The organism is Stenotrophomonas sp. ZAC14D1_NAIMI4_1, assembly GCF_003086775.1.
In the GTDB taxonomy this organism is placed as follows: Bacteria; Pseudomonadota; Gammaproteobacteria; order Xanthomonadales; family Xanthomonadaceae; genus Stenotrophomonas.
On sequence record NZ_CP026001.1, the window covers coordinates 2,526,413 to 2,544,620 of the forward strand.

Annotated in this window: 16 protein-coding genes; 12 read left to right on the forward strand and 4 right to left on the reverse strand. The window is 68.3% G+C overall.

The annotated features are described in order from the left end of the window. Window positions 1–94 precede the first annotated feature (94 nt). A complete protein-coding gene (locus C1927_RS11710; protein ID WP_108746766.1) occupies window positions 95–868 on the reverse strand; it encodes a CHAD domain-containing protein in 774 nt (257 codons plus the stop codon). Between the two features lie 211 nt (window positions 869–1,079). Here C1927_RS11710 and C1927_RS11715 point away from each other — a divergent pair, with 211 nt between their 5' ends. The 4 genes from C1927_RS11715 (at window position 1,080) to C1927_RS21425 (ending at window position 4,985) form a co-directional block, all read left to right on the forward strand. Then, complete coding sequence (locus C1927_RS11715; protein WP_079222014.1) at window positions 1,080–1,739, forward strand: AprI/Inh family metalloprotease inhibitor; 660 nt, start codon at window positions 1,080–1,082, stop codon at window positions 1,737–1,739. Between the two features lie 69 nt (window positions 1,740–1,808). Then, the gene (locus C1927_RS11720) at window positions 1,809–2,759 is read left to right on the forward strand and encodes a cation diffusion facilitator family transporter (protein WP_079222015.1); all 951 of its coding nucleotides are present in this window, start codon (window positions 1,809–1,811) and stop codon (window positions 2,757–2,759) included. Between the two features lie 113 nt (window positions 2,760–2,872). Continuing rightward, a complete protein-coding gene (locus tag C1927_RS11725) occupies window positions 2,873–4,618 on the forward strand; it encodes a PAS domain S-box protein (protein WP_079222016.1) in 1,746 nt (581 codons plus the stop codon). 67 nt (window positions 4,619–4,685) lie between these two features. Beyond that, window positions 4,686–4,985: a hypothetical protein gene (locus tag C1927_RS21425; protein WP_159095354.1), complete on the forward strand. Its 300-nt coding sequence runs from the start codon at window positions 4,686–4,688 to the stop codon at window positions 4,983–4,985. A gap of 15 nt (window positions 4,986–5,000) precedes the next feature. On the opposite strand, the gene C1927_RS11730 is transcribed toward C1927_RS21425, so the two are convergent. Next, window positions 5,001–6,110 carry a crosslink repair DNA glycosylase YcaQ family protein gene (locus tag C1927_RS11730; protein ID WP_079222017.1) on the reverse strand — a complete coding sequence of 370 codons (1,110 nt, stop codon included), beginning with the start codon at window positions 6,108–6,110 and terminating at the stop codon, window positions 5,001–5,003. Window positions 6,111–6,191: 81 nt separating this feature from the next. Here C1927_RS11730 and pip point away from each other — a divergent pair, with 81 nt between their 5' ends. From pip to C1927_RS11765, 7 genes are all read left to right on the forward strand, one after another. Beyond that, entirely contained in the window at window positions 6,192–7,148 is a 957-nt protein-coding gene (pip, locus tag C1927_RS11735) for a prolyl aminopeptidase (RefSeq protein ID WP_108746767.1), read from the forward strand. 283 nt (window positions 7,149–7,431) lie between these two features. After that, window positions 7,432–7,731, forward strand: coding sequence for a hypothetical protein (locus C1927_RS11740; RefSeq protein ID WP_108746768.1), 300 nt, complete (start codon window positions 7,432–7,434; stop codon window positions 7,729–7,731). A gap of 55 nt (window positions 7,732–7,786) precedes the next feature. Beyond that, window positions 7,787–10,546, forward strand: coding sequence for a magnesium-translocating P-type ATPase (gene mgtA, locus C1927_RS11745; protein WP_108746769.1), 2,760 nt, complete (start codon window positions 7,787–7,789; stop codon window positions 10,544–10,546). A gap of 2 nt (window positions 10,547–10,548) precedes the next feature. Beyond that, window positions 10,549–11,286, forward strand: coding sequence for an MgtC/SapB family protein (locus C1927_RS11750; protein ID WP_174208728.1), 738 nt, complete (start codon window positions 10,549–10,551; stop codon window positions 11,284–11,286). 136 nt (window positions 11,287–11,422) lie between these two features. Then, window positions 11,423–12,481 carry an ATP-binding protein gene (locus tag C1927_RS11755; RefSeq protein ID WP_079222022.1) on the forward strand — a complete coding sequence of 353 codons (1,059 nt, stop codon included), beginning with the start codon at window positions 11,423–11,425 and terminating at the stop codon, window positions 12,479–12,481. Next, window positions 12,474–13,115 carry a response regulator transcription factor gene (locus C1927_RS11760; RefSeq protein ID WP_079222023.1) on the forward strand — a complete coding sequence of 214 codons (642 nt, stop codon included), beginning with the start codon at window positions 12,474–12,476 and terminating at the stop codon, window positions 13,113–13,115. The genes C1927_RS11755 and C1927_RS11760 overlap by 8 nt, the downstream gene beginning before the upstream one ends. Further along, entirely contained in the window at window positions 13,112–13,627 is a 516-nt protein-coding gene (locus tag C1927_RS11765) for a DUF1697 domain-containing protein (protein WP_108746771.1), read from the forward strand. The genes C1927_RS11760 and C1927_RS11765 overlap by 4 nt, the downstream gene beginning before the upstream one ends. A 21-nt stretch (window positions 13,628–13,648) precedes the next feature. On the opposite strand, the gene C1927_RS11770 is transcribed toward C1927_RS11765, so the two are convergent. Then, window positions 13,649–14,815 (reverse strand): low temperature requirement protein A, encoded by a 1,167-nt coding sequence (locus C1927_RS11770; protein WP_079222025.1) that lies wholly within the window; start codon window positions 14,813–14,815, stop codon window positions 13,649–13,651. A 121-nt stretch (window positions 14,816–14,936) separates the two neighbouring features. Between C1927_RS11770 and bla the strand changes: the two genes are divergently transcribed. Beyond that, window positions 14,937–15,788, forward strand: a complete 852-nt coding sequence (bla, locus tag C1927_RS11775; RefSeq protein ID WP_079222026.1) for a subclass B3 metallo-beta-lactamase — start codon at window positions 14,937–14,939, stop codon at window positions 15,786–15,788. Window positions 15,789–15,841: 53 nt separating this feature from the next. Here the strand turns inward: bla and C1927_RS11780 are convergent, their stop codons facing one another. Beyond that, on the reverse strand, window positions 15,842–18,124 hold the full coding sequence (locus C1927_RS11780) for an FdhF/YdeP family oxidoreductase (RefSeq protein WP_108746772.1): 2,283 nt from the start codon (window positions 18,122–18,124) through the stop codon (window positions 15,842–15,844). Window positions 18,125–18,208: the final 84 nt, after the last annotated feature.

Below are 18,208 nucleotides of genomic sequence, written 5' to 3' on the forward strand. Positions count from 1 at the left end.
CGGTAGCGCCGGGCCATGCCCGGCGACCGCAGCGGCCCCTGATGGCATCCGCCAGGCATGGCCTGGCGCTACCGCGGCTGCGTCGATCCCTCCATTACCCTGCGTGCTGCGCGTTGCGCAGCTGCTCGAGCACCCGCGCCTTGCCATGAGCGGCCGGCATTGCCCTGACCAGGTTGTGCAGCAGCTGTAGATCCTGCTGCTGCCCCAGTGCATCACTGAGCCGGTGCAGGGCCTTCGCATCGCCAGCGGACGCTTGCCGTTTCCCCGCGTGCAGATGCAGTGCGTGTGCCACGTCCAGCTGCATGCGCAGGCGGCGGACCTTGCGTCGCCAGCGGTGAATCGCCTCGGCCCCGCCATCGTCGCTCGCACGTTGGGCGGCCTTTTCGGCCCGCCGTTGGCTGCGCTCCAGGTTGCTGCGCAGCGCCGAACGCCGCAGCTTCGCCCAGGGCTGCGCCGCAAGCTGCTCCTGCACGATCACCACGCGGCGCAACCGCCGCTCGAACCCGGGATCGCGCTGCAGGCTCTGCTGCAGCAGCCGGTCGCGGCGCTGGGTGAGCCGGGCGATGATGGCCGGCCACGCGTCTGCGGCATGGCTGTCCTGCAGGTAGACCGCAGCCCGCACCACCACATGGGCATCGCGCAGGTCCGACAGGCTGTCGCCGAGGCGCTGCAGGCGGCGGTCCGCGTCCTCCAGGTCCAGCGCCGGATGCTGCACCAGGCCAAGCAGCGCCCGCAGGCGGCGGATCGCCTTGCGCGCGGCGTGGATCGACGCGTGCGGATCATCGGTGAACGACAGGGCCGCGGTGATCGACCGGCACTCCTGCAGTGCCCGTTGCCGCACGGCCTGGCCTGGTTCTGCTGCGGACATCGGGGCCTGCCCCGCTGGGGTGGGCATGCAGTGTATCCCCCGCCACGGACAGCCCTGTTCACGATGCGCTGGCCGCCGCCCCGCCAGGCCTCCACCTGCACACGGCCCTCACGCCGCCGCCGTCCGGCCGGCGCTATGCTCCGCCGGCGCGGCAGGCTGCCGCCCCACACGCAGATCAGCGGTTCCAGCGTTCTCCAACGAGGATTCGACGATGGCCAAGCTCTTCCCGCACTACGGGCTGCTGGCGCTGTGCAGCCTTGCCCTCCCCGCCACCGCCATGGCCCAGGACGCATCGTTCGGCTTTGGCCAGGACACGACCAGCACGCAGACCACCAGCAGCTCGCAGACCACGACGACCACCCAGACGAACAACGGCACGGGCCAGGACGACAGCGGCGACCCGACCCAGTCCAATACGGACTTCGGCAACATGGGCTCGATGACCACCGAGACCACCACGACCGGCAACGCGCACTCGGAGTCGCGCAGCCGCAGTTCCGGCGCCGAGGTGGACATCGGCTACCACGACGACAACCGCGACGACTGGGGCAGCGGCCGCCACCATGGCGGCTGGTCGGTGCGCGACAGCGATCTGTTTGGTGACTGGACCCTGGGCCAGGAAAACGGCTCCAGCTGCACCATCACGCTGAAGGACAGCCAATGGTTCGGCGGCTATGGCGCGTGGGTGCCGGCCGGCTGCCCCGATGGCTTCTTTTCGGTCAACCGCTGGATGCTGTCCGGCAACCAGCTGCTGCTGACCGACACCAACAACCAGGTCATCGCACGCTTCCGCCCCAGCGGTGGCGGGCGCTGGTCGGGCCGGCGCGAATCGGACGGAACCCGCATCTACCTCAACCCGAGGCAGCGCTGAGCGAGCCGTATACGCGGCACGGACACCCCCCACAGCAACATGGGGTGTCCGTTCCATCTTCCCCCTCACATGGCCGCTCCCACGGGCTCACGCCTGGTCGTCTACGCCGCGCTGTTCGGCAACCTCGCCATCGCCATCGCCAAGTTCATCGCTGCCGGCATTTCCGGCAGCTCGGCCATGCTGAGCGAAGGCGTCCATTCGCTGGTCGACACCCTGAACGAAATCCTGCTGCTGTACGGCCTGCACCGTGCGGAGAAGTCTCCCGACACACTGCACCCCTTCGGTTACGGGCGTGAGCTGTATTTCTGGAGCTTCATCGTCGCCCTGCTGGTGTTCGCCGCCGGTGCGGGCGTATCGGCGTACGAAGGCATCCAGCACATCCGCCACCCGCAGCCGGCCACGAACCATGGCCTCAGCTACACGGTACTGGGCGTATCGCTGCTGTTCGAGGGCACGTCGTGGTACATCGCCCTGCGCGAGTTCCGCCGCAGCAAGGGGCGCATGGGCTACTTCGAAGCCTTCCGGCGCAGCAAGGATCCCTCCACGTTCACCGTACTGCTGGAAGACAGCGCCGCGCTGCTGGGCCTGGGTTTCGCCTTGGCCGGCCTGCTGGCCGCGCAGCTGCTGGACATGCCCGTGCTCGATGGCGTGGCCTCCCTGTGCATCGCGGCCGTGCTCGCCGTGACCGCTTTCCTGCTGGCGCGGGAAACCAAGGGCCTGCTGGTGGGCGAGCCGGCCCACCCGGCGGTGGCGCAGCGGATCATGGCCGTGGCGGTCACTGATCCTGACCTGCTGCGTGCCAACGGCGTGACGACCATGCAGATGGGGCCCGAGCAGGTGGTGGCGATGCTCAGCGCGGAGTTCGAGGACGACCGGCGCACGCCGCAGATCGAAGCCTGCATCACCCGTATCGAGACGGCGGTCAAGGACGAATTTCCCGAACTGGTGGCACTGTTCGTCAAGCCGCAGACCCCGGAAGTCTTTGCTGCACGCCAGGCGGCGCTGAAGCAGAACAACTGAGACAGCGGCAGCCTGCATCACACGGGCATCACCCGGGAACGCACGATGCTAACCCCTGCCCCATTAGCGTGGGGCCTGCCCCGCCCTTCCCGACAGAAGCCAGCGCGCCAGTTATGGATGAAGCTTCCAGACTCTGTGAGATCGACCGCCTGGGCGTGCTCGACACGCCCTCAGAACCCGTCTTCGATGCCATCGTCGCGGCCGCCCAGGCTGCGACCGGCATGCCGATGGGGCTGATTTCCATCGTTGCCGAACACCGGCAATGGTTCAAGGCCAACATCGGCCTGCCCGGCACCAGCGAAACCCCGCGCGACATTTCGTTCTGCACGCATGCCATCGAGCGCGACGCGCTGATGGAGATTCCTGACGCGCGCCAGGACCCGCTGTTCGCGGCCAATCCGCTGGTCACCGGCGGCCCACGCATACGCCATTACGCCGGCATTCCGCTTGGCACCGCGCATGGCGCCCGCATCGGCACCCTGTGCCTGCTCGATACGATGCCCGGCGTGCTCTCGCCCTCGCAGCGCGAACTGATGGTGCACCTGGGCCGGGTGACCACCCAGGTCCTGGAACAGCGCGCCGCGCTGCTGCAGAAGGTCGACCAGGCCCAGCACCTGCACAGCGACCTCAAGCGCAGCGAGGATTTCCTCGAACGTACCAACACTGCCGCCAAGGTGGGCGGCTGGGAACTGGACCTGACCAGCAACGAGGTGCGCTGGACCCGCGAGACCAAGCAGATCCACGGCGTGCGCGCCAGCTACCAGCCATCCCTGGACAGCGCCCTGTCCTTCTACCGCGACGACAGCCGCGCCATCATCGAGGCCTCGGTCAAGCGCTGCGTCGAGGCCGGCACGCCCTGGGAAGTACAGTTGCCGATGACCACCGCCGATGGCCGTTCGATCTGGACCCGCGTGGTCGGCAGCCGCCAGCAGGTAGAGGGACGGCCACGCCTGGTCGGCGCCATCCAGGACATCACCGAGGAACGCGCGGTGCTGGATGCGCTGGAAGCCAGCGAAGTGCGCTACCGGCGCCTGTTCCACTACAGCCTGGGCCTGATCTGCACGCACACGCTGGACGGTACGGTCACCTCGGTGAACCCGGCGGCGGTGCAGTCGCTGGGCTTCCCCGAAAGCCAGATGGTCGGCCGCAGCCTGTGCGACCTGATGCCGCCGGAGAAGCGCGATGCGTTCAAGGCCTACCTGGCGCGGATCGAGAGCAACCATACCGATGCCGGTGTCATCGAGCTGATCGCGGCCGATGGCAGCCGCCGCTACTGGGCCTACAACAACGTGCTGGACAGCGAGGCGCATCCACCGTTCGTGCTCGGCCACGCCCAGGACGTCACCGCGCTGCGGCAGCAGGAAGAGCGCCTGCGCGAACTGTCCCAGCGCGACCCGCTGACCCTGTGCCACAACCGCCGCTACCTGCACCGGCTGGAACAGCTGGAAACCGAATCCTGGGCCTGCGTGGTGTTCGACCTGGATCATTTCAAGCAGGTCAACGATACCCAGGGCCATCGCCGCGGCGACGCCATCCTGGTGGAGTTCGCTGCGTTCCTGCGCTCGCCGCTGGGTGCAGGCGAAAGCGAGGTCCGGCTCGGCGGCGACGAGTTCATGGTGGTGTTGATCCAGCCGGGCCGCGAGCGCCTGCAGGCCCTGCTGGACTGGTATGAGGTCAATGCCGGGCTTGCCCCGATCGCGTTCTCGATGGGTGCGGCCACGCATGCCCGCGGCGAGGTGGTGGCCGACACCATCCATCGCGCCGACAACAGCCTGTACAGCACCCGCGAACGGGTGCGCCGGCGCAAGCGGGAGGATGATCCCGTGATGCCTGCGGGATCCACGTCCACATCCGATTGAGCCTCCCATCACACCTTGCAACCGGCGCTGCGGGCACCCTGAAGGCAGGTTCTACGGAGACAGTGCCATGCCCAATACCGGTCGATTTTTCGTATTGGCCCTTGATGCAGACAGGGATCCGGCAGGCACCATCGTGCAGATCCGTTCGATGGCGCTGCGCTGCGAAGCCTGCGGTGAAGTCACCCGTACCAAGGGCACGCAGATCGCACGCCTGAGCGGGGGCACCGTGCTTGCCTGCGCCCACTGCGGCGCGACGCAGGCCGTGGCCAATGCACGGCTGGAAGAGTGCGATCACGTAATTGCGGTCGCATCACCTGCCACTGCCTCGGCCAGTGCTCTGCCTCTGCCTGGCCGAGGGCGCGGCTGACACCGGCGGCGCGGCTCAGGGCGCGCCGCTGGGCCCGAGCAGGAAGTCGCTCATGCGCTGCAGTTCGTCATCCAGTGCATTGCGGAATGCGACCTCGCGCGGCGCCTTGCCGCTGGCGTAGCCGAACGCCGGCTGCAGGCCGCCGTCGCGCACGCTGATGTTGGCCCAGCCGATCACCTGGTCACGCCACAGCAACGGCAATGCGTAGTAGCCGAAGCGGCGCTTGGGCGCAGGCGTATAGGCCTCGAACTTGTACACCCACCCCCACAGCAGCTCGAAGCGCCGGCGATCCCAGGTGACCGGGTCGAAGGGCGCCAGCAGGCGCACCTGCTCATCCACCTGGAAGCGCCGCGAACGCGGGTTTTCTTCGGCCGGCCAATACCAGGTCGTGCCATCGACAACGGTACTGGCCAGTGCCTGCCGGGCATCACGCAATGCCTGCTGCAGCGGCGCAGCCAGGTGCGGCGCGCCATAACCGAGCAGGCGCACGAGATAGGTCAGGCTGGCGGCTGGCAATGGCGCGTAGGTGCGGACCACCAGGTCGATGAGCGCGGCTGCCCGCAGCGCCTGTGCGGCGGCCCCGGCATCCGCCAGCGGGTGCTCGGCGATGCCGTAGATGCGGGTACCACTGTCACGCCGCTGCACGCGCAACATGCCGCGGTAGTGCATGCCATCGAGCAGGTGCGTGCTGGCATTGCTGGTGCCGCCCCAATAGTTGGTCACCCGCCCATGGGCAAAGGCCTGGTCCACCTCGCGCGGGTGGACACTGCCACGCGCCTGCACGAATTCCAGCACTTCGGCCGCCCGGCGCCGCGTGGCGGCGTCCCATACCCGCTTGGATACTCGAGGGTGCATCAACGCCAGGTGCTCGCGCGGCAGGAACCCATAATTGACCAGGCAGTCTTCTTCCACCGGCAGCCGCGCATAGCGCCGCTCCAGGTCACCGGCCCGGTAGCCCTTCACCCGGTGGCGCAGGATCAGGTCCTGGGCGCGGGCCGGTGCGCGTATGGGGTCCGCCTGCACGAAGCCGAGGCGACGGATCGCCGCCAGCAGGGTGGTCGGCGTGAACAGCGTGCGCGCCACTGCATGGCGGCGCAGGTCATCAAGGCTGGGCATGGCAGGCATAGCGCATTGTAGGGTCGCGCGCGCTCGACTGGCATTGAAAAAGCCAACTATGCTTGCCATTCCCGCAAGTGAGGCAACGCCATGCGCACGCTCTATCCCTCGATCACGCCCTACCGCGAGCACCGCCTCGCCGTGGATGCGCTGCACACGCTGCATCTGGAGGAGTGTGGCAACCCCGATGGCATCCCGGTCGTGTTCCTGCATGGCGGACCGGGGGCAGGCGTCTCGCCTACGCATCGACGCTTCTTCGACCCGGCGCGCTACCGCATCGTGTTGATCGACCAGCGCGGCTGCGGACGCTCCACTCCCTTTGGCGAGCTGCGCGACAACACCACCGCGCACCTGGTGCAGGACATCGAGCGTGCGCGCGCGCATCTGGGCATCGAGCGCTGGCTGGTGTTCGGTGGCTCCTGGGGGTCCACCCTGGCGCTGGCCTATGCGCAGGCCCATTCCGAGCGTGCGAGCGGCGTGATCGTGCGCGGCGTATATCTGGGCCGCGCGGAAGAGAACGCCTGGTTCAACCAGGCCGACGGCGGTGCGCGCTGGATCTTCCCCGAGCGCTGGGCGCGCTACGAGGCGCATATTCCTGAAGAAGAGCGTGGCGACCTGATTGCTGCGTACTGGAAGCGGCTGGACAGCCCTGACCGACAGACGCAGATCGCCGCCGCCCTGGCCTGGCTGGGCTGGGAGGACAACGCCGCCACCCTGGTGCATGACGTTGATGCGGTCTCCGACGCCGATCCGCTCGACACGTTGGCCAAGGCACGCATCGAGGCCCATTACTTCCGCCACAACGCGTTTCTCGAACATGGGCAACTGCTGCGCGGGGTTGATCGCATCCGCCACCTGCCCGGGGTGATCGTGCAGGGGCGCTACGACATCATCTGCCCGGCACGCAGCGCCTGGGATCTCGCCTGCGCCTGGCCGGAGGCCCAGCTGGAGATGGTGTTGTCCGGGCACAGCGCCACCGAACCCGCCACGACCGATGCACTGGTGCGCGCGACGGACGCATTCGCGGATCGTTCCGCGCATCTGTAGATCCACGCCACGCGTGGATGCCATTCATCGCATATCGCGCGTGCTGCCTATACCAACGTATAGCCGCGCTTACCCACGGGCATCTAGGCCCGGCGCAGCCCTGCGCGGACAATAGCGGCACTGGGCCACGACGGCCTTGCCCACGGAGACGCTGATGGACCCCGACCCTGCCGGGCGCGCCGCGCCCTGGATCAGTAACCCCCCTTCCCTGCTGGCGCCCATCGCCGGTCCCTGTCCTCACGCGTGATGGGGGCCCCGGGCGTCGCCTGCCCGGAGTATCCCCATGTCCTGCACGATCCTCTACATCACCCTGCGCCGCCTGATCGCTGAGCGCGACCGCGCAGGCCTGCGCAGCCGCCTGCTGCAGCACGGCCCCGTCCTGTTCGCCCATGCGCTGGCGCTCGGTTCGCCGCGCGTCGTCGCCGATGCGTTGTCGCTGCTGCCGATCAGCGAGCGCATGACGGCGCTGCGCCACCTGCCCCACCCCCTGCGCGATGCCATGAAGCCGCTGTGCATCGGCGGCAGCCAGCGCCTGCACCTGCAGCCATGGTCGCCGCCGGTGCCTACCCTGCGCCGCGCCTGACCCACGCCACTCCACGACCCGGCGCACCCGGGTCGGCACCTCCGAGGATGACCCCATGAGCCTGCTCAACGCCTGGTTCAATGCATTCCTGCGCAGCCGTCGCGCAGGCAGCCTGTTCCGCCGCCGCGCCCTGCCCGAGTCCGGCTTCGGCCGCGGCGCAGCGGAAGCCGCGCCTTCCACGCTTACCGAGGGCCTGCTCCGCCTGGCCCAGCTCGACGATGTCCGCCTGCTGGCCGCACTGGATTCGCACGCCGATGGCCTGAGCCCGCAGGAGGCCAGCGAGCGCTTTGCCCGGCTCGGCCCCAATGAAGTCGATCACGAAAAGCCGCTGCCGTGGTGGCGCCACCTGTGGCAGTGCTACCGCAATCCGTTCAACCTGCTGCTGAGCGTGCTGGCCGCCGTTTCCTGGCTGACCGAGGACGCCAAGGCCACGGTGGTGATCGGTGCGATGGTCCTGCTGTCCACGCTCATCCGCTTCGTGCAGGAAGGACGCTCCAACCGCGCCGCCGAGCGGCTGAAGGCGCTGGTCGGCAACACCTCGCGGGTATTGCGGCGCAGCGCGGGCACCGAGGCCGCGGAGCTGGCCGGCCAGTACTTCGGCGCGCACCTGCACAGCCGCCGCCCGGCGCGCCTGCTCGACCTGCCGATCCGCGAACTGGTGCCGGGCGACCACATCGTGCTCTCTGCCGGCGACATGATTCCGGCCGACTGCCGCGTGCTGACTGCCAAGGATCTGTTCGTCGCCCAGGCGGCAATGACCGGCGAGTCGCTGCCGGTGGAGAAGTTCGCCAGCCCGGGGGCCGCCGATGCCGGCCTGATGGAACAGGCCAACCTGCTGTTCATGGGCACGAACGTGGTGTCCGGCACGGCGACGGCGGTGGTGCTGGCCACCGGCAACCGCACCTACTTCGGCACGCTTGCCCAGCGCAGCACCGCTACCGAGCGGGCGCCGACCGCGTTCCAGGCCGGGGTCAACAGTGTCAGCTGGCTGCTGATCCGCTTCGCCCTGGTCATGGTGCCGTTCGTGCTGCTCATCAACGGCTGGACCAAGGGCGACTGGACTGAAGCCTTCCTGTTTGCACTGTCGGTGGCGGTGGGCCTTACCCCTGAGATGCTGCCCATGATCGTCACCTCCACCCTCGCCAAGGGCGCCGTGCTGCTGTCGCGCAAGCGGGTGATCGTCAAGCGACTGGACGCGATCCAGAACTTCGGCGCGATGGAGGTGCTGTGCACCGACAAGACCGGCACCCTCACCCAGGACCGCATCGCCCTGGAGCGCCACACCGATGTGTTCGGGCAGGACTCGGAGGACGTGCTGAAGTTCGCCTACCTCAACAGCCATTTCCAGACCGGGCTGATCAACCTGCTCGATCGCGCCGTGCTGGAGCACGTGGAGCTGCAGAGCTCGCTGCGCCTGTCGCAGGATTACCGCAAGGTCGACGAGATTCCGTTCGACTTCCAGCGCCGCCGCATGTCGGTGGTGGTGGCCGAGCGCGATGACCACCACGAGCTGATCTGCAAGGGCGCGGTGGAGGAAATGCTGGCGGTGTGCAGCACCGTGCGCGAGGGCGGGCACGACCGGCCGCTGGACGCGGCGCGGCTGGCGCGGGTGCGGCAGACCACCGAGGAACTGAACGAACAGGGGCTGCGCGTCGTGGCCGTGGCGATGAAGGAAACGGCGGCCAGCCAGTCGGTGTATTCGCAGGCCGACGAATGCGGGCTGACCCTGCTCGGCTACGTGGCCTTCCTCGACCCGCCCAAGGAGTCGGCCGCCCAGGCCCTGCAGGCACTGGCCGCGCATGGCGTGGAGGTCAAGGTCTTCACCGGCGACAACGAACTGGTGACCGCGCGTGTCTGCGCCCAGGTCGGGCTGGAGGCCGACGCCATCCTGACCGGCCCACAGATCGAACGCATGGAGGATGCCGCACTCTCACAGGCACTGCAGCAGCACCGCGTCTTCGCTCGCCTCACGCCACTGCACAAGGAACGCCTGGTGCGCTGCCTGCGCGCACAGGGCAAGGTGGTGGGCTTCATGGGCGACGGCATCAACGACGCACCGGCCCTGCGCGCGGCCGACATCGGCATCAGCGTGGACAGCGCGGTGGACATCGCCAAGGAGGCCGCCGACATCATCCTGCTGGAAAAGAGCCTGATGGTGCTGGAGGACGGCATCGTGCAGGGCCGCCGCACGTTCTGCAACATGCTCAAGTACATCCGCATGACCGCCAGCTCCAATTTCGGCAACGTGTTCTCGGTACTGGTCGCTTCGGCCTTCCTGCCCTTCCTGCCGATGCTGCCGCTGCAGCTGCTGGTGCAGAACCTGCTGTATGACATCTCGCAGATCGCCATTCCGTTCGACAACGTCGACGAGGAACTGGTGCGGCAGCCGCTGAAGTGGAATCCGGCGGACATCGGCCGCTTCATGGTGTTCTTCGGGCCGATCAGTTCGATCTTCGACCTGTGCTGCTTCGCACTGATGTGGCATGTGTTCGATGCGCGCACGGCCGCCGACCAGAGCCTGTTCCAGTCCGGCTGGTTCGTGGTCGGCCTGCTCACCCAGACCCTGATCGTGCACATGATCCGCACGCCCAGGGTGCCGTTCCTGCAGAGCATCGCCGCACCGGCGCTGCTGCTGATGACCGGCGCGATCATGGCCATCGGCGTGCTGCTGCCGATGAGCCCGCTGGCCGGTTACTTCAAGCTGCAGGCCCTGCCGCTGGGTTACTGGCCGTTCCTGGTAGCGATCCTGTTCGGCTATGCGGTGCTGACCACGGCAATGAAGCGGCTCTACATCCGCCGCTACGGGTGGCAGTGATGATCGCGTTGCAGGTGAACCTGCCGCCGTTCGACGCGGGGGCGACGCTCGGCTCGCTGCTCAGCCTGACCGTTGCGTTCGTGCTGGGCGCGGCCATCGGCCTGGAACGCCAACTGCGGCAACGCACGGCCGGGCTGCGCACCAACACGCTGGTGGCGGTCGGCGCCGCCGTCTTCGTCGATCTGGCGGTGCGCTTCCATGATCTGTACGGCGGCCCGCCCTCGCCGCTGCACGTGGTGGCCTACGTCATCTCCGGCGTCGGATTCCTTGGCGCCGGCGCGATCATGAAGGACGGTGCGCAGGTTTCGGGCCTGAACACCGCCGCGACCCTGTGGGGTTCGGCCGCGGTCGGAACCTGTGCCGGCGTCAAGCTGCTGCCGGAAGCGGTGATGGCAGCCGTGTTCGTGCTGGCCGCCAACACCCTGCTACGGCCAGTGGTGAACCGCATCCAGCGGCAACCGCTGGCAGAGGGCTTCGGCGAGGCGACCTATGCGATCAACGTCGTCTGCCAGCGCGAGCAGCAGGCCGAAGTGCTGGACCGCCTGCTGTTGCTGCTGGAACAGGCGCAGTATCCGGTACGGGCGGTGGACCAGCGGCCGTTCGGCGAACGCGACGTGGAGATCGAGGCGGTGCTGTATGCCACCTCGGTCGATGCAGCCGAACTGGATGCGGTGCTGGAGAACCTGGCCGGTACACCCGGTGTGCTGCAGGGGTTCTGGAACGCCAGCCTCGAGGAATGACCCACCCCGGTAGTGCCGGCCGCTGGCCGGCATTGCCCACCAAGGTGGGCAGCTACCAAACCCGCTCCACCACGGTGGGAATCTCCTGCCAGCGCCGCTTATCATCCCCCCACCACCCGCCAGGGAGCCCCACCCGATGCCGTCGCTGTCGCCCCGCCGCCCGCTGGCGCTGTTCGCCCTGATCGTGGTGATGGGGGCGATCTTCCTGCTGGACACCCTCACCGATTACGCGGTGGCCGCTGCCTGCTTCTACGCGGCCGTCATCCTCGCCGCGTCGCGGCTGATGTCGGCCCGCGGCCTGCTCTGCCTGGCGGCGGCCTGCATCGCCCTGACCGGCCTCAGCTTCTTCCTGACCCGCTTCGGCACCTATCGCATCGGCCTGGTCAACTCGACCATCGGCATGCTGGTCATCGGCATCACCACCTGGCTGGTGCTGAAGATGGAAGCTGCCAAGGCTGCCGTGCAGGAAGCACAGGCGCGCCTGTTGCGGGTCGCGCGGGCCTCCACGGTGGGTGAGCTGACGACCTCGATCGCCCACGAAGTGAACCAGCCGCTGGCGGCCATTGCCAGCAGTGCCGAGGCCGGCCAGCGCTGGTTGGCGCAATCGCCCCCCAACGTCGACAAGGCGCTGCAGGCCATCGCCCGCATCCTGTCCGATGCACATCGTGCCAGTGACGTAATTGCCCGCATCCGTGGCCTGACCCAGGGCGCGGCACCGGAACGCCGCGCCTTCGATCTGAACCAGGCCGTACAGGACATGCTCGCGCTGTCGCGCAGCGAACTCGACCAGCACCACGTAGACGTGTCGCTGCTGCTGGATACCGAGCTGCCCGCGGTCTTCGCCGACCCGGTGCAGGTGCAGCAGGTGATCGGCAACCTGCTGCTGAACGCGGTCGATGCGATGGCCCAGCTGCCCCCGGGCGAGCGCCGCGTGGCCCTGGTGACCGCGCGCGATGGCCGCGGCCAGGCCAGCCTGAGCGTGCGTGACCGTGGCATCGGCCTGCCCACGGATCAGCCGGACCGCGTCTTTGATGCCTTCTGGACCACCAAGGACCATGGCCTCGGCCTGGGCCTCAGCCTGAGCCGTTCGATGATCGAGGCCAATGGTGGCCGCATCCGCGCCGAACGACCGGCCGGGGGTGGCGCCTGTTTCGTGTTCGAGCTGCCCACCGCGGGCAAGGATGACCATGCGTAAGCCGTTGCCACCCCCGGCCGACGCGGCCCCCATCGTCTATGTGATCGATGACGATGCATCCGTGCGCGCCGCGCTGGAAGACCTGCTGGCGTCGATGGGCCTGCAGGTGCGGGCATTCGCCTCCACCCAGGCCTTCCTCGATCATCCCCGCGACGATGCGCCGGCCTGCCTGGTGCTGGACGTGCGCATGCCCGGACAGAGCGGCCTGGACTTCCACCGCAGCATGGCGGACCTCGGCCTGCAGGTGCCGGTGGTGTTCATCACCGGCCACGGCGACATCGCCATGGGCGTCAATGCGATCAAGGCCGGCGCCATCGAATTCCTGACCAAGCCCTTCCGCGACCAGGAACTGCTGGACGCCATCCACAAGGGCATCGCCCTGGACCGCGAGCGGCGGCGCGAGGGCGAGGCGCTGGGCGAGCTGCAGGCACGCTGGCAGACCCTCAGCGCCGGTGAGCGCGAGGTGGTGGACGGCGTGGTGCGCGGACGCCTCAACAAGCAGATCGCCGCCGACCTCGGTGTCAGCGAGATCACGGTGAAAGTGCGGCGCGCGCAGGTGATGCGCAAGATGGAAGCGCGCACCCTGGTTGACCTCGTGCGCATGTACGACCGCCTGCAGGCCGCTGCACCATGAACGTTTACGTGGCCCTGCTGCGGGCGGTGAACGTGGGCGGTACCGGCAAGCTGCCGATGGCAGCGCTGGTGGCGATGTGCGTGGACGCCGGCTTCAGCGACGTGCGGACCTATATCGCCAGCGGCAACGTGGTGTTCCGCAGCCAAAGCGACGAGGCAACCGTTCGCGACGCACTCGCCCACCGGCTGCAGGCTCATGCCGGCAAGCCGGTAGGTGTGCTGGTGCGCAGCGCCGCGGAGATGGCCGATGTGGTCAGGGGCAATCCTTTCCCGCAGGCCGCCGGCAACCGCGTGGTTGCCCTGTTCGTCGACGGCCCGCTGCCGGGCGATCCGTTGCAGGGCGTGACCGGGCGCATTGCCGAGCAGCTGGCGCTGGGGCCGCGCGCATTGTACGTGCACTACGGCGAGGGCATGGCCGATTCGAAGCTGCGGATTCCCTGCGCTGCGCAGGGCACCGGCCGCAATCTCAACACCGTGGTACGGCTGGCTGCGATGGCCGCTGCGCTGGCCTGAGCGCGGTCTCCGCCCGTACGGCTACGGCAGGCGATGTCGCGTCCGCGTGTCGATCAGGCCCACCAGCAACACCACTACGCTGGTCAGCCAGCCAGCCGCCAGCAGGTGGGTGAACGGCAGCAGGGGGCCCATGGCCACCAGCAGCAGCGCGCCCAGCAGGTGCGAACGCGGCACCCGCCCGTACACCGCGCGCTTGTACAGCGCGCTGCCCAGCAGGTAGATCAGCGGCCCGGCCACCAGCATCGCTGCGTGCGGCAGCGATACACCCTCCTCCGGCGCGTCCATCACCAGGTCGTTGCCGACCGCGGTGGCGATGATGCCGGCGATCAGCAGCGCATGCACGTAGTGGAAGTAGGCGCCGATGCGCCCGGGATCGTCGGAGCGGGTGATGGTGTCGGTGGCATCCTGGCTGGAGATGCCGAAGTACAGCCACCACATCGCCAGGGTGCCGGCGAAGGTGGCGAGCACGGCCGAGACCACGTCGACGTTCCAGTTGCCCGCCTCGCTGAGCACGCCGCCGGTGGCCAGCAGCGTCTCACCGAGTGCGACGATGACGAACAGCTGGCAGCGCTCGGCCAGATGGCCGCCTTCGATCGTCCATTCGCGCGTGTGCGAGCGCCCCAGCCCCGGGAACGCGAAGCCGAACATCGGCGACAGGTATTCGCAGGCCACCGCCAGCGCCCACAGCCCCAGCCGCAGGTTGCCTTCGGCTGCCGCCCCCGCCAGCCAGAAGCAGGCCGACACCAGCACCCAGGCCAGCATGCGGCGGAAGTTGGGCGCCAGTGCATGGCCGCGCCCTACTTCCCACAACACGAAGGCCGTGCGTCCCACCTGCATCGTGGCGTAGGCCCCCGCAAACACCCAGGCGCGCTCGCCGAACGCGTCGGGAATGGAGGACGACATCAGCAGCGCCAGCAGCATCGTGGTGAACAACAGGCCCCGGATACGCGGCGCCTGCGGATCGAACCAGTTGCTGACCCAGCACGCGTACTGCCAGCCCAGCCAGACCGCGAACCACAGCACCAGCGTCTGCAGCACGCCGAGCAGGCCGAGGTGGTGCAGCAGGTGGTGGCTGAGCTGGGTGACGGCGAAGACGTAGACCAGATCGAAGAACAGCTCCTCGTAGGTCACCCGCGCGTGGTGACCGTCGCGGCGGCGCAGGGCGGGTACACGGATGCCGGGAACCATGGAAACTCCTGATCGGTGGCCGAGCCAACCATCGCGCTTATTGCAGCCATGAGCAATACGCGAAACGGCCCAGGAAGCGGCCGTGATAGCGTCTTCGCACCTTCCCGACCGATCCCTCCGAATGCGCATCCTGCCCCTTGCCTTCGCCCTGGCCACCGCCCTGCCGCTGGCGGCCCACGCTGCCGGACCGGCGCTGCCGCAACTGCGCGCGTACACCGTCGATGCGTCGTGGCTGCAGCCCATCGCGCCGCTGCAGATCGCCGACCACACCTGGCAGATCGGCACCGCGGACCTCACCGCCCTGCTGGTGCAGACCCCGCAGGGTGCGGTGCTGCTGGACGGCGGCATGCCGCAGATGGCCGACCACCTGCTGCACAACCTGCAGCTGCGTGGCGTGGCCCCGGCTGACCTGCGGGTGATCCTGCTCAGCCACGCTCACGCCGACCACGCTGGCCCGGTGGCCGAACTCAAGCGCCGCACGGGCGCGCGCGTGCTGGCCAATGCCGAATCGGCGGTACTGCTGGCCCGCGGCGGCACCGACGACCTGCACTTCGGCGATCGGTTCACCTTTGCGCCGGCACAGGTGGACCGCATCATCATGGACGGCGAGACGGTGGACGTTGGCGGCATGCGTTTCACCGCCCACTTCACCCCCGGCCACACGCCCGGCAGCACCACATGGACCTGGACCGACACCCGCAACGGCACGCCGGTGCGCATCGCCTATGCGGACAGCCTGAGTGCACCGGGTTACACGCTGAAGGACAACCCGCGCTATCCGCACCTGGTCGAGGACTTCCGCCGCAGTTTCGCCACCGTGCGCGCCCTGCCCTGCGACGTGCTGCTGACCCCGCATCCGGGTGCCAGTGGCTGGGACTACGCGGCCGGCAGCAAGGCCGGTGACAAGGCGATGAGCTGCGGCGCGTATGCAGACGCCGCCGAACAGAAGCTCGACGCAGCCCTGACCCGGTAGAGTCGAGCTTGCTCGACTGCTCTGGAGCAGCCGAGCATGGCTCGGCTCTACCGCTACGGCGCCTCGACCAGCGCGCGCACCCGCACCGGGATCGATTTCGCTGCGGGCGTGCCACTGATGCGATCGTAGTAGTCCAGCGGCAACAGCGGATTCAGTTCCGGGTAGTAGCCGGCCAGCGCGCCGCGCGGCATCGGATAGTCCAGCACGGTCAGGCCATCGATGCGCCGCACGACGCCATCGTCGGCGATCGTTTCCAGGCTTACCCGCGCTTCCTTGCCCAGTCCGCGTGCCAGCCGGTCCTCGATGTTCATGAACACCACGTTGCGGTCGTTGTACACGCCCCGGTAGCGATCGCTGTAGCTGTAGATGGTGGTGTTGTACTGGTCGTGCGAACGCACCGTGGCCAGGCGCAGCATCTCCGGGTCGTCCACCACGTCGTTCACCTCCAGGCCAGGCATCACCAGGATGTTGGCCTTGCCGGTGTCGGTCGGCCACACCCGGCGGCGCGGCGGGATGTCCAGGTGGAAGCCATGCGGTTGCTGGATGCGCTCGTTGAAGCCGGCATAGATCTCCGGGTAGACGGTCGCGATCAGCTCGCGGATCGGCGCGTAATCGTGCATGCAGGCCGCCCAGTCCACCCGGCTGTCCGGCAGCGTGGCCATCGCCATGCGGCAGACGATCTCGACCTCCGGCAGCACGTGCTCGCTGACCGGCTCGAGCACGCCGCGCGAGGCGCTGACATTGGACATCGCATCTTCGATGGTCACGAACTGCTCGCCGGCCGGCGTGCGGATCCACTCCGAGCGCGCCACCACCGGCAGGATCAGTGCATCACGGCCGTGCACCAGGTGGCCGCGGTTGAGCTTGGTCGCGATGCCCACGGTCAGCTCCAGCCGCTGCATCGCCGCGTAGGCGCGCGGCGTATCGGGCACGGCATGGATGAAGTTGCCGCCCAGGCCGATGAACACCCGGGCCTGTCCATCAAGCATCGCCTGGATCGACTCGACCACATGATGGCCATGCGCGCGCGGCGGCTCGAAGCCGAACACCTCGCGCACCCGGTCCAGATAGGCCGGCTTGGGCTTCTCGTCGATGCCCACGGTGCGGTCGCCCTGCACGTTGGAGTGCCCGCGGATGGGGCCGATGCCCGCGCCGCGCTTGCCGAAGTTGCCACGCAGCAACAGCAGGTTGGCCACCTGCTGCAGCAGGCGTGAACCGTACTGGTGCTGGGTCAGGCCCATGCCGTAGCAGATCACCGTGGCCTGCGAACGGATGTAGATATCCGCGCAGCGCCGGATCTGCACCTCGGCGATGCCCGACACCCGCACGATCTCGGCCCAGTCCTGCGCCAGCGCGTCTTCGCGCAGCGCGTCCACGCCCAGGGTGTGCTCGGCCAGGAAGGCGTGGTCGAGCACGGATTCGCCCTGCGCTTCGCGCTCGAACATCACTTTCATGATGCCCTTGAGGAAGGCCAGGTCACCGCCGATGCGGATGTGCACGAACTCGCTGGTGATCTCGGTCGACCCCAGCGTGGCCATCTGCACGATGTCCTGCGGCTCGGTGAAACGGATCAGCGCGCGCTCGGGCATCGGATTCACCGCCACGATGGGGATGCCTCGTTTGCGCGCCTCCACCAGGTTGGTCATCATCCGCGGCGAATTGGTGCCGGTGTTCTGGCCCATCACGAAGATGGCCTCGGCGTGTTCGAAATCGTCCAGCACGATGGTGCCCTTGCCCACCCCGATCACCGGCGGCAGGCCGCGGCTGGTGGGCTCGTGGCACATGTTGGAACAATCGGGGAAATTGTTGGTGCCGAACTCACGCACGAAGATCGAATACAGGAACGCCGCTTCGTTGGGCGTGCGCCCGGAGGTGTAGAACTCGGCCTGGTCGGGGTGGTCCAAGGCACGCAGATGCTCGCCGATCAAGGCAAACGCCTCGTCCCAGGCGCAGGGTACGTAGTGGTCGCTGGCCGCGTCGTAGCGCATCGGCTCGGTCAACCTGCCCTGCATCTCCAGCCAGTAGTCACTCTGTTCCATCAGTTCGCTGACGCTGTGGGCGGCGAAGAATTCGCGGGTGACGCGGTGCTCGGTCGCCTCCCAGGCCAGAGCCTTGGCGCCGTTCTCGCAGAACTCGAACTTGCGCCGGTGGTCCGCGTCCGGGAAGGCGCAGCTGGGGCACTTGAAGCCACCCGGCTGGTTCATCGCCAGCAGTGCCTTCGAGCCTTTGCCGACCACGCTCTGCTGCAGCAGCACCTTGGCCGTTGCCCCGGCAGCACCCCAGCCACCGGCCGGCTGGTTGTAGGACGTGTATCGCGGCGGTTTCTGTTCGGACATGGCTCGGCAACCTGGTGGCGCGCAAGGGACCGGGCCCAGTCAAGCACGACCGCGGCCGTCGTGCCATTACCCGGAGGAGGGGTG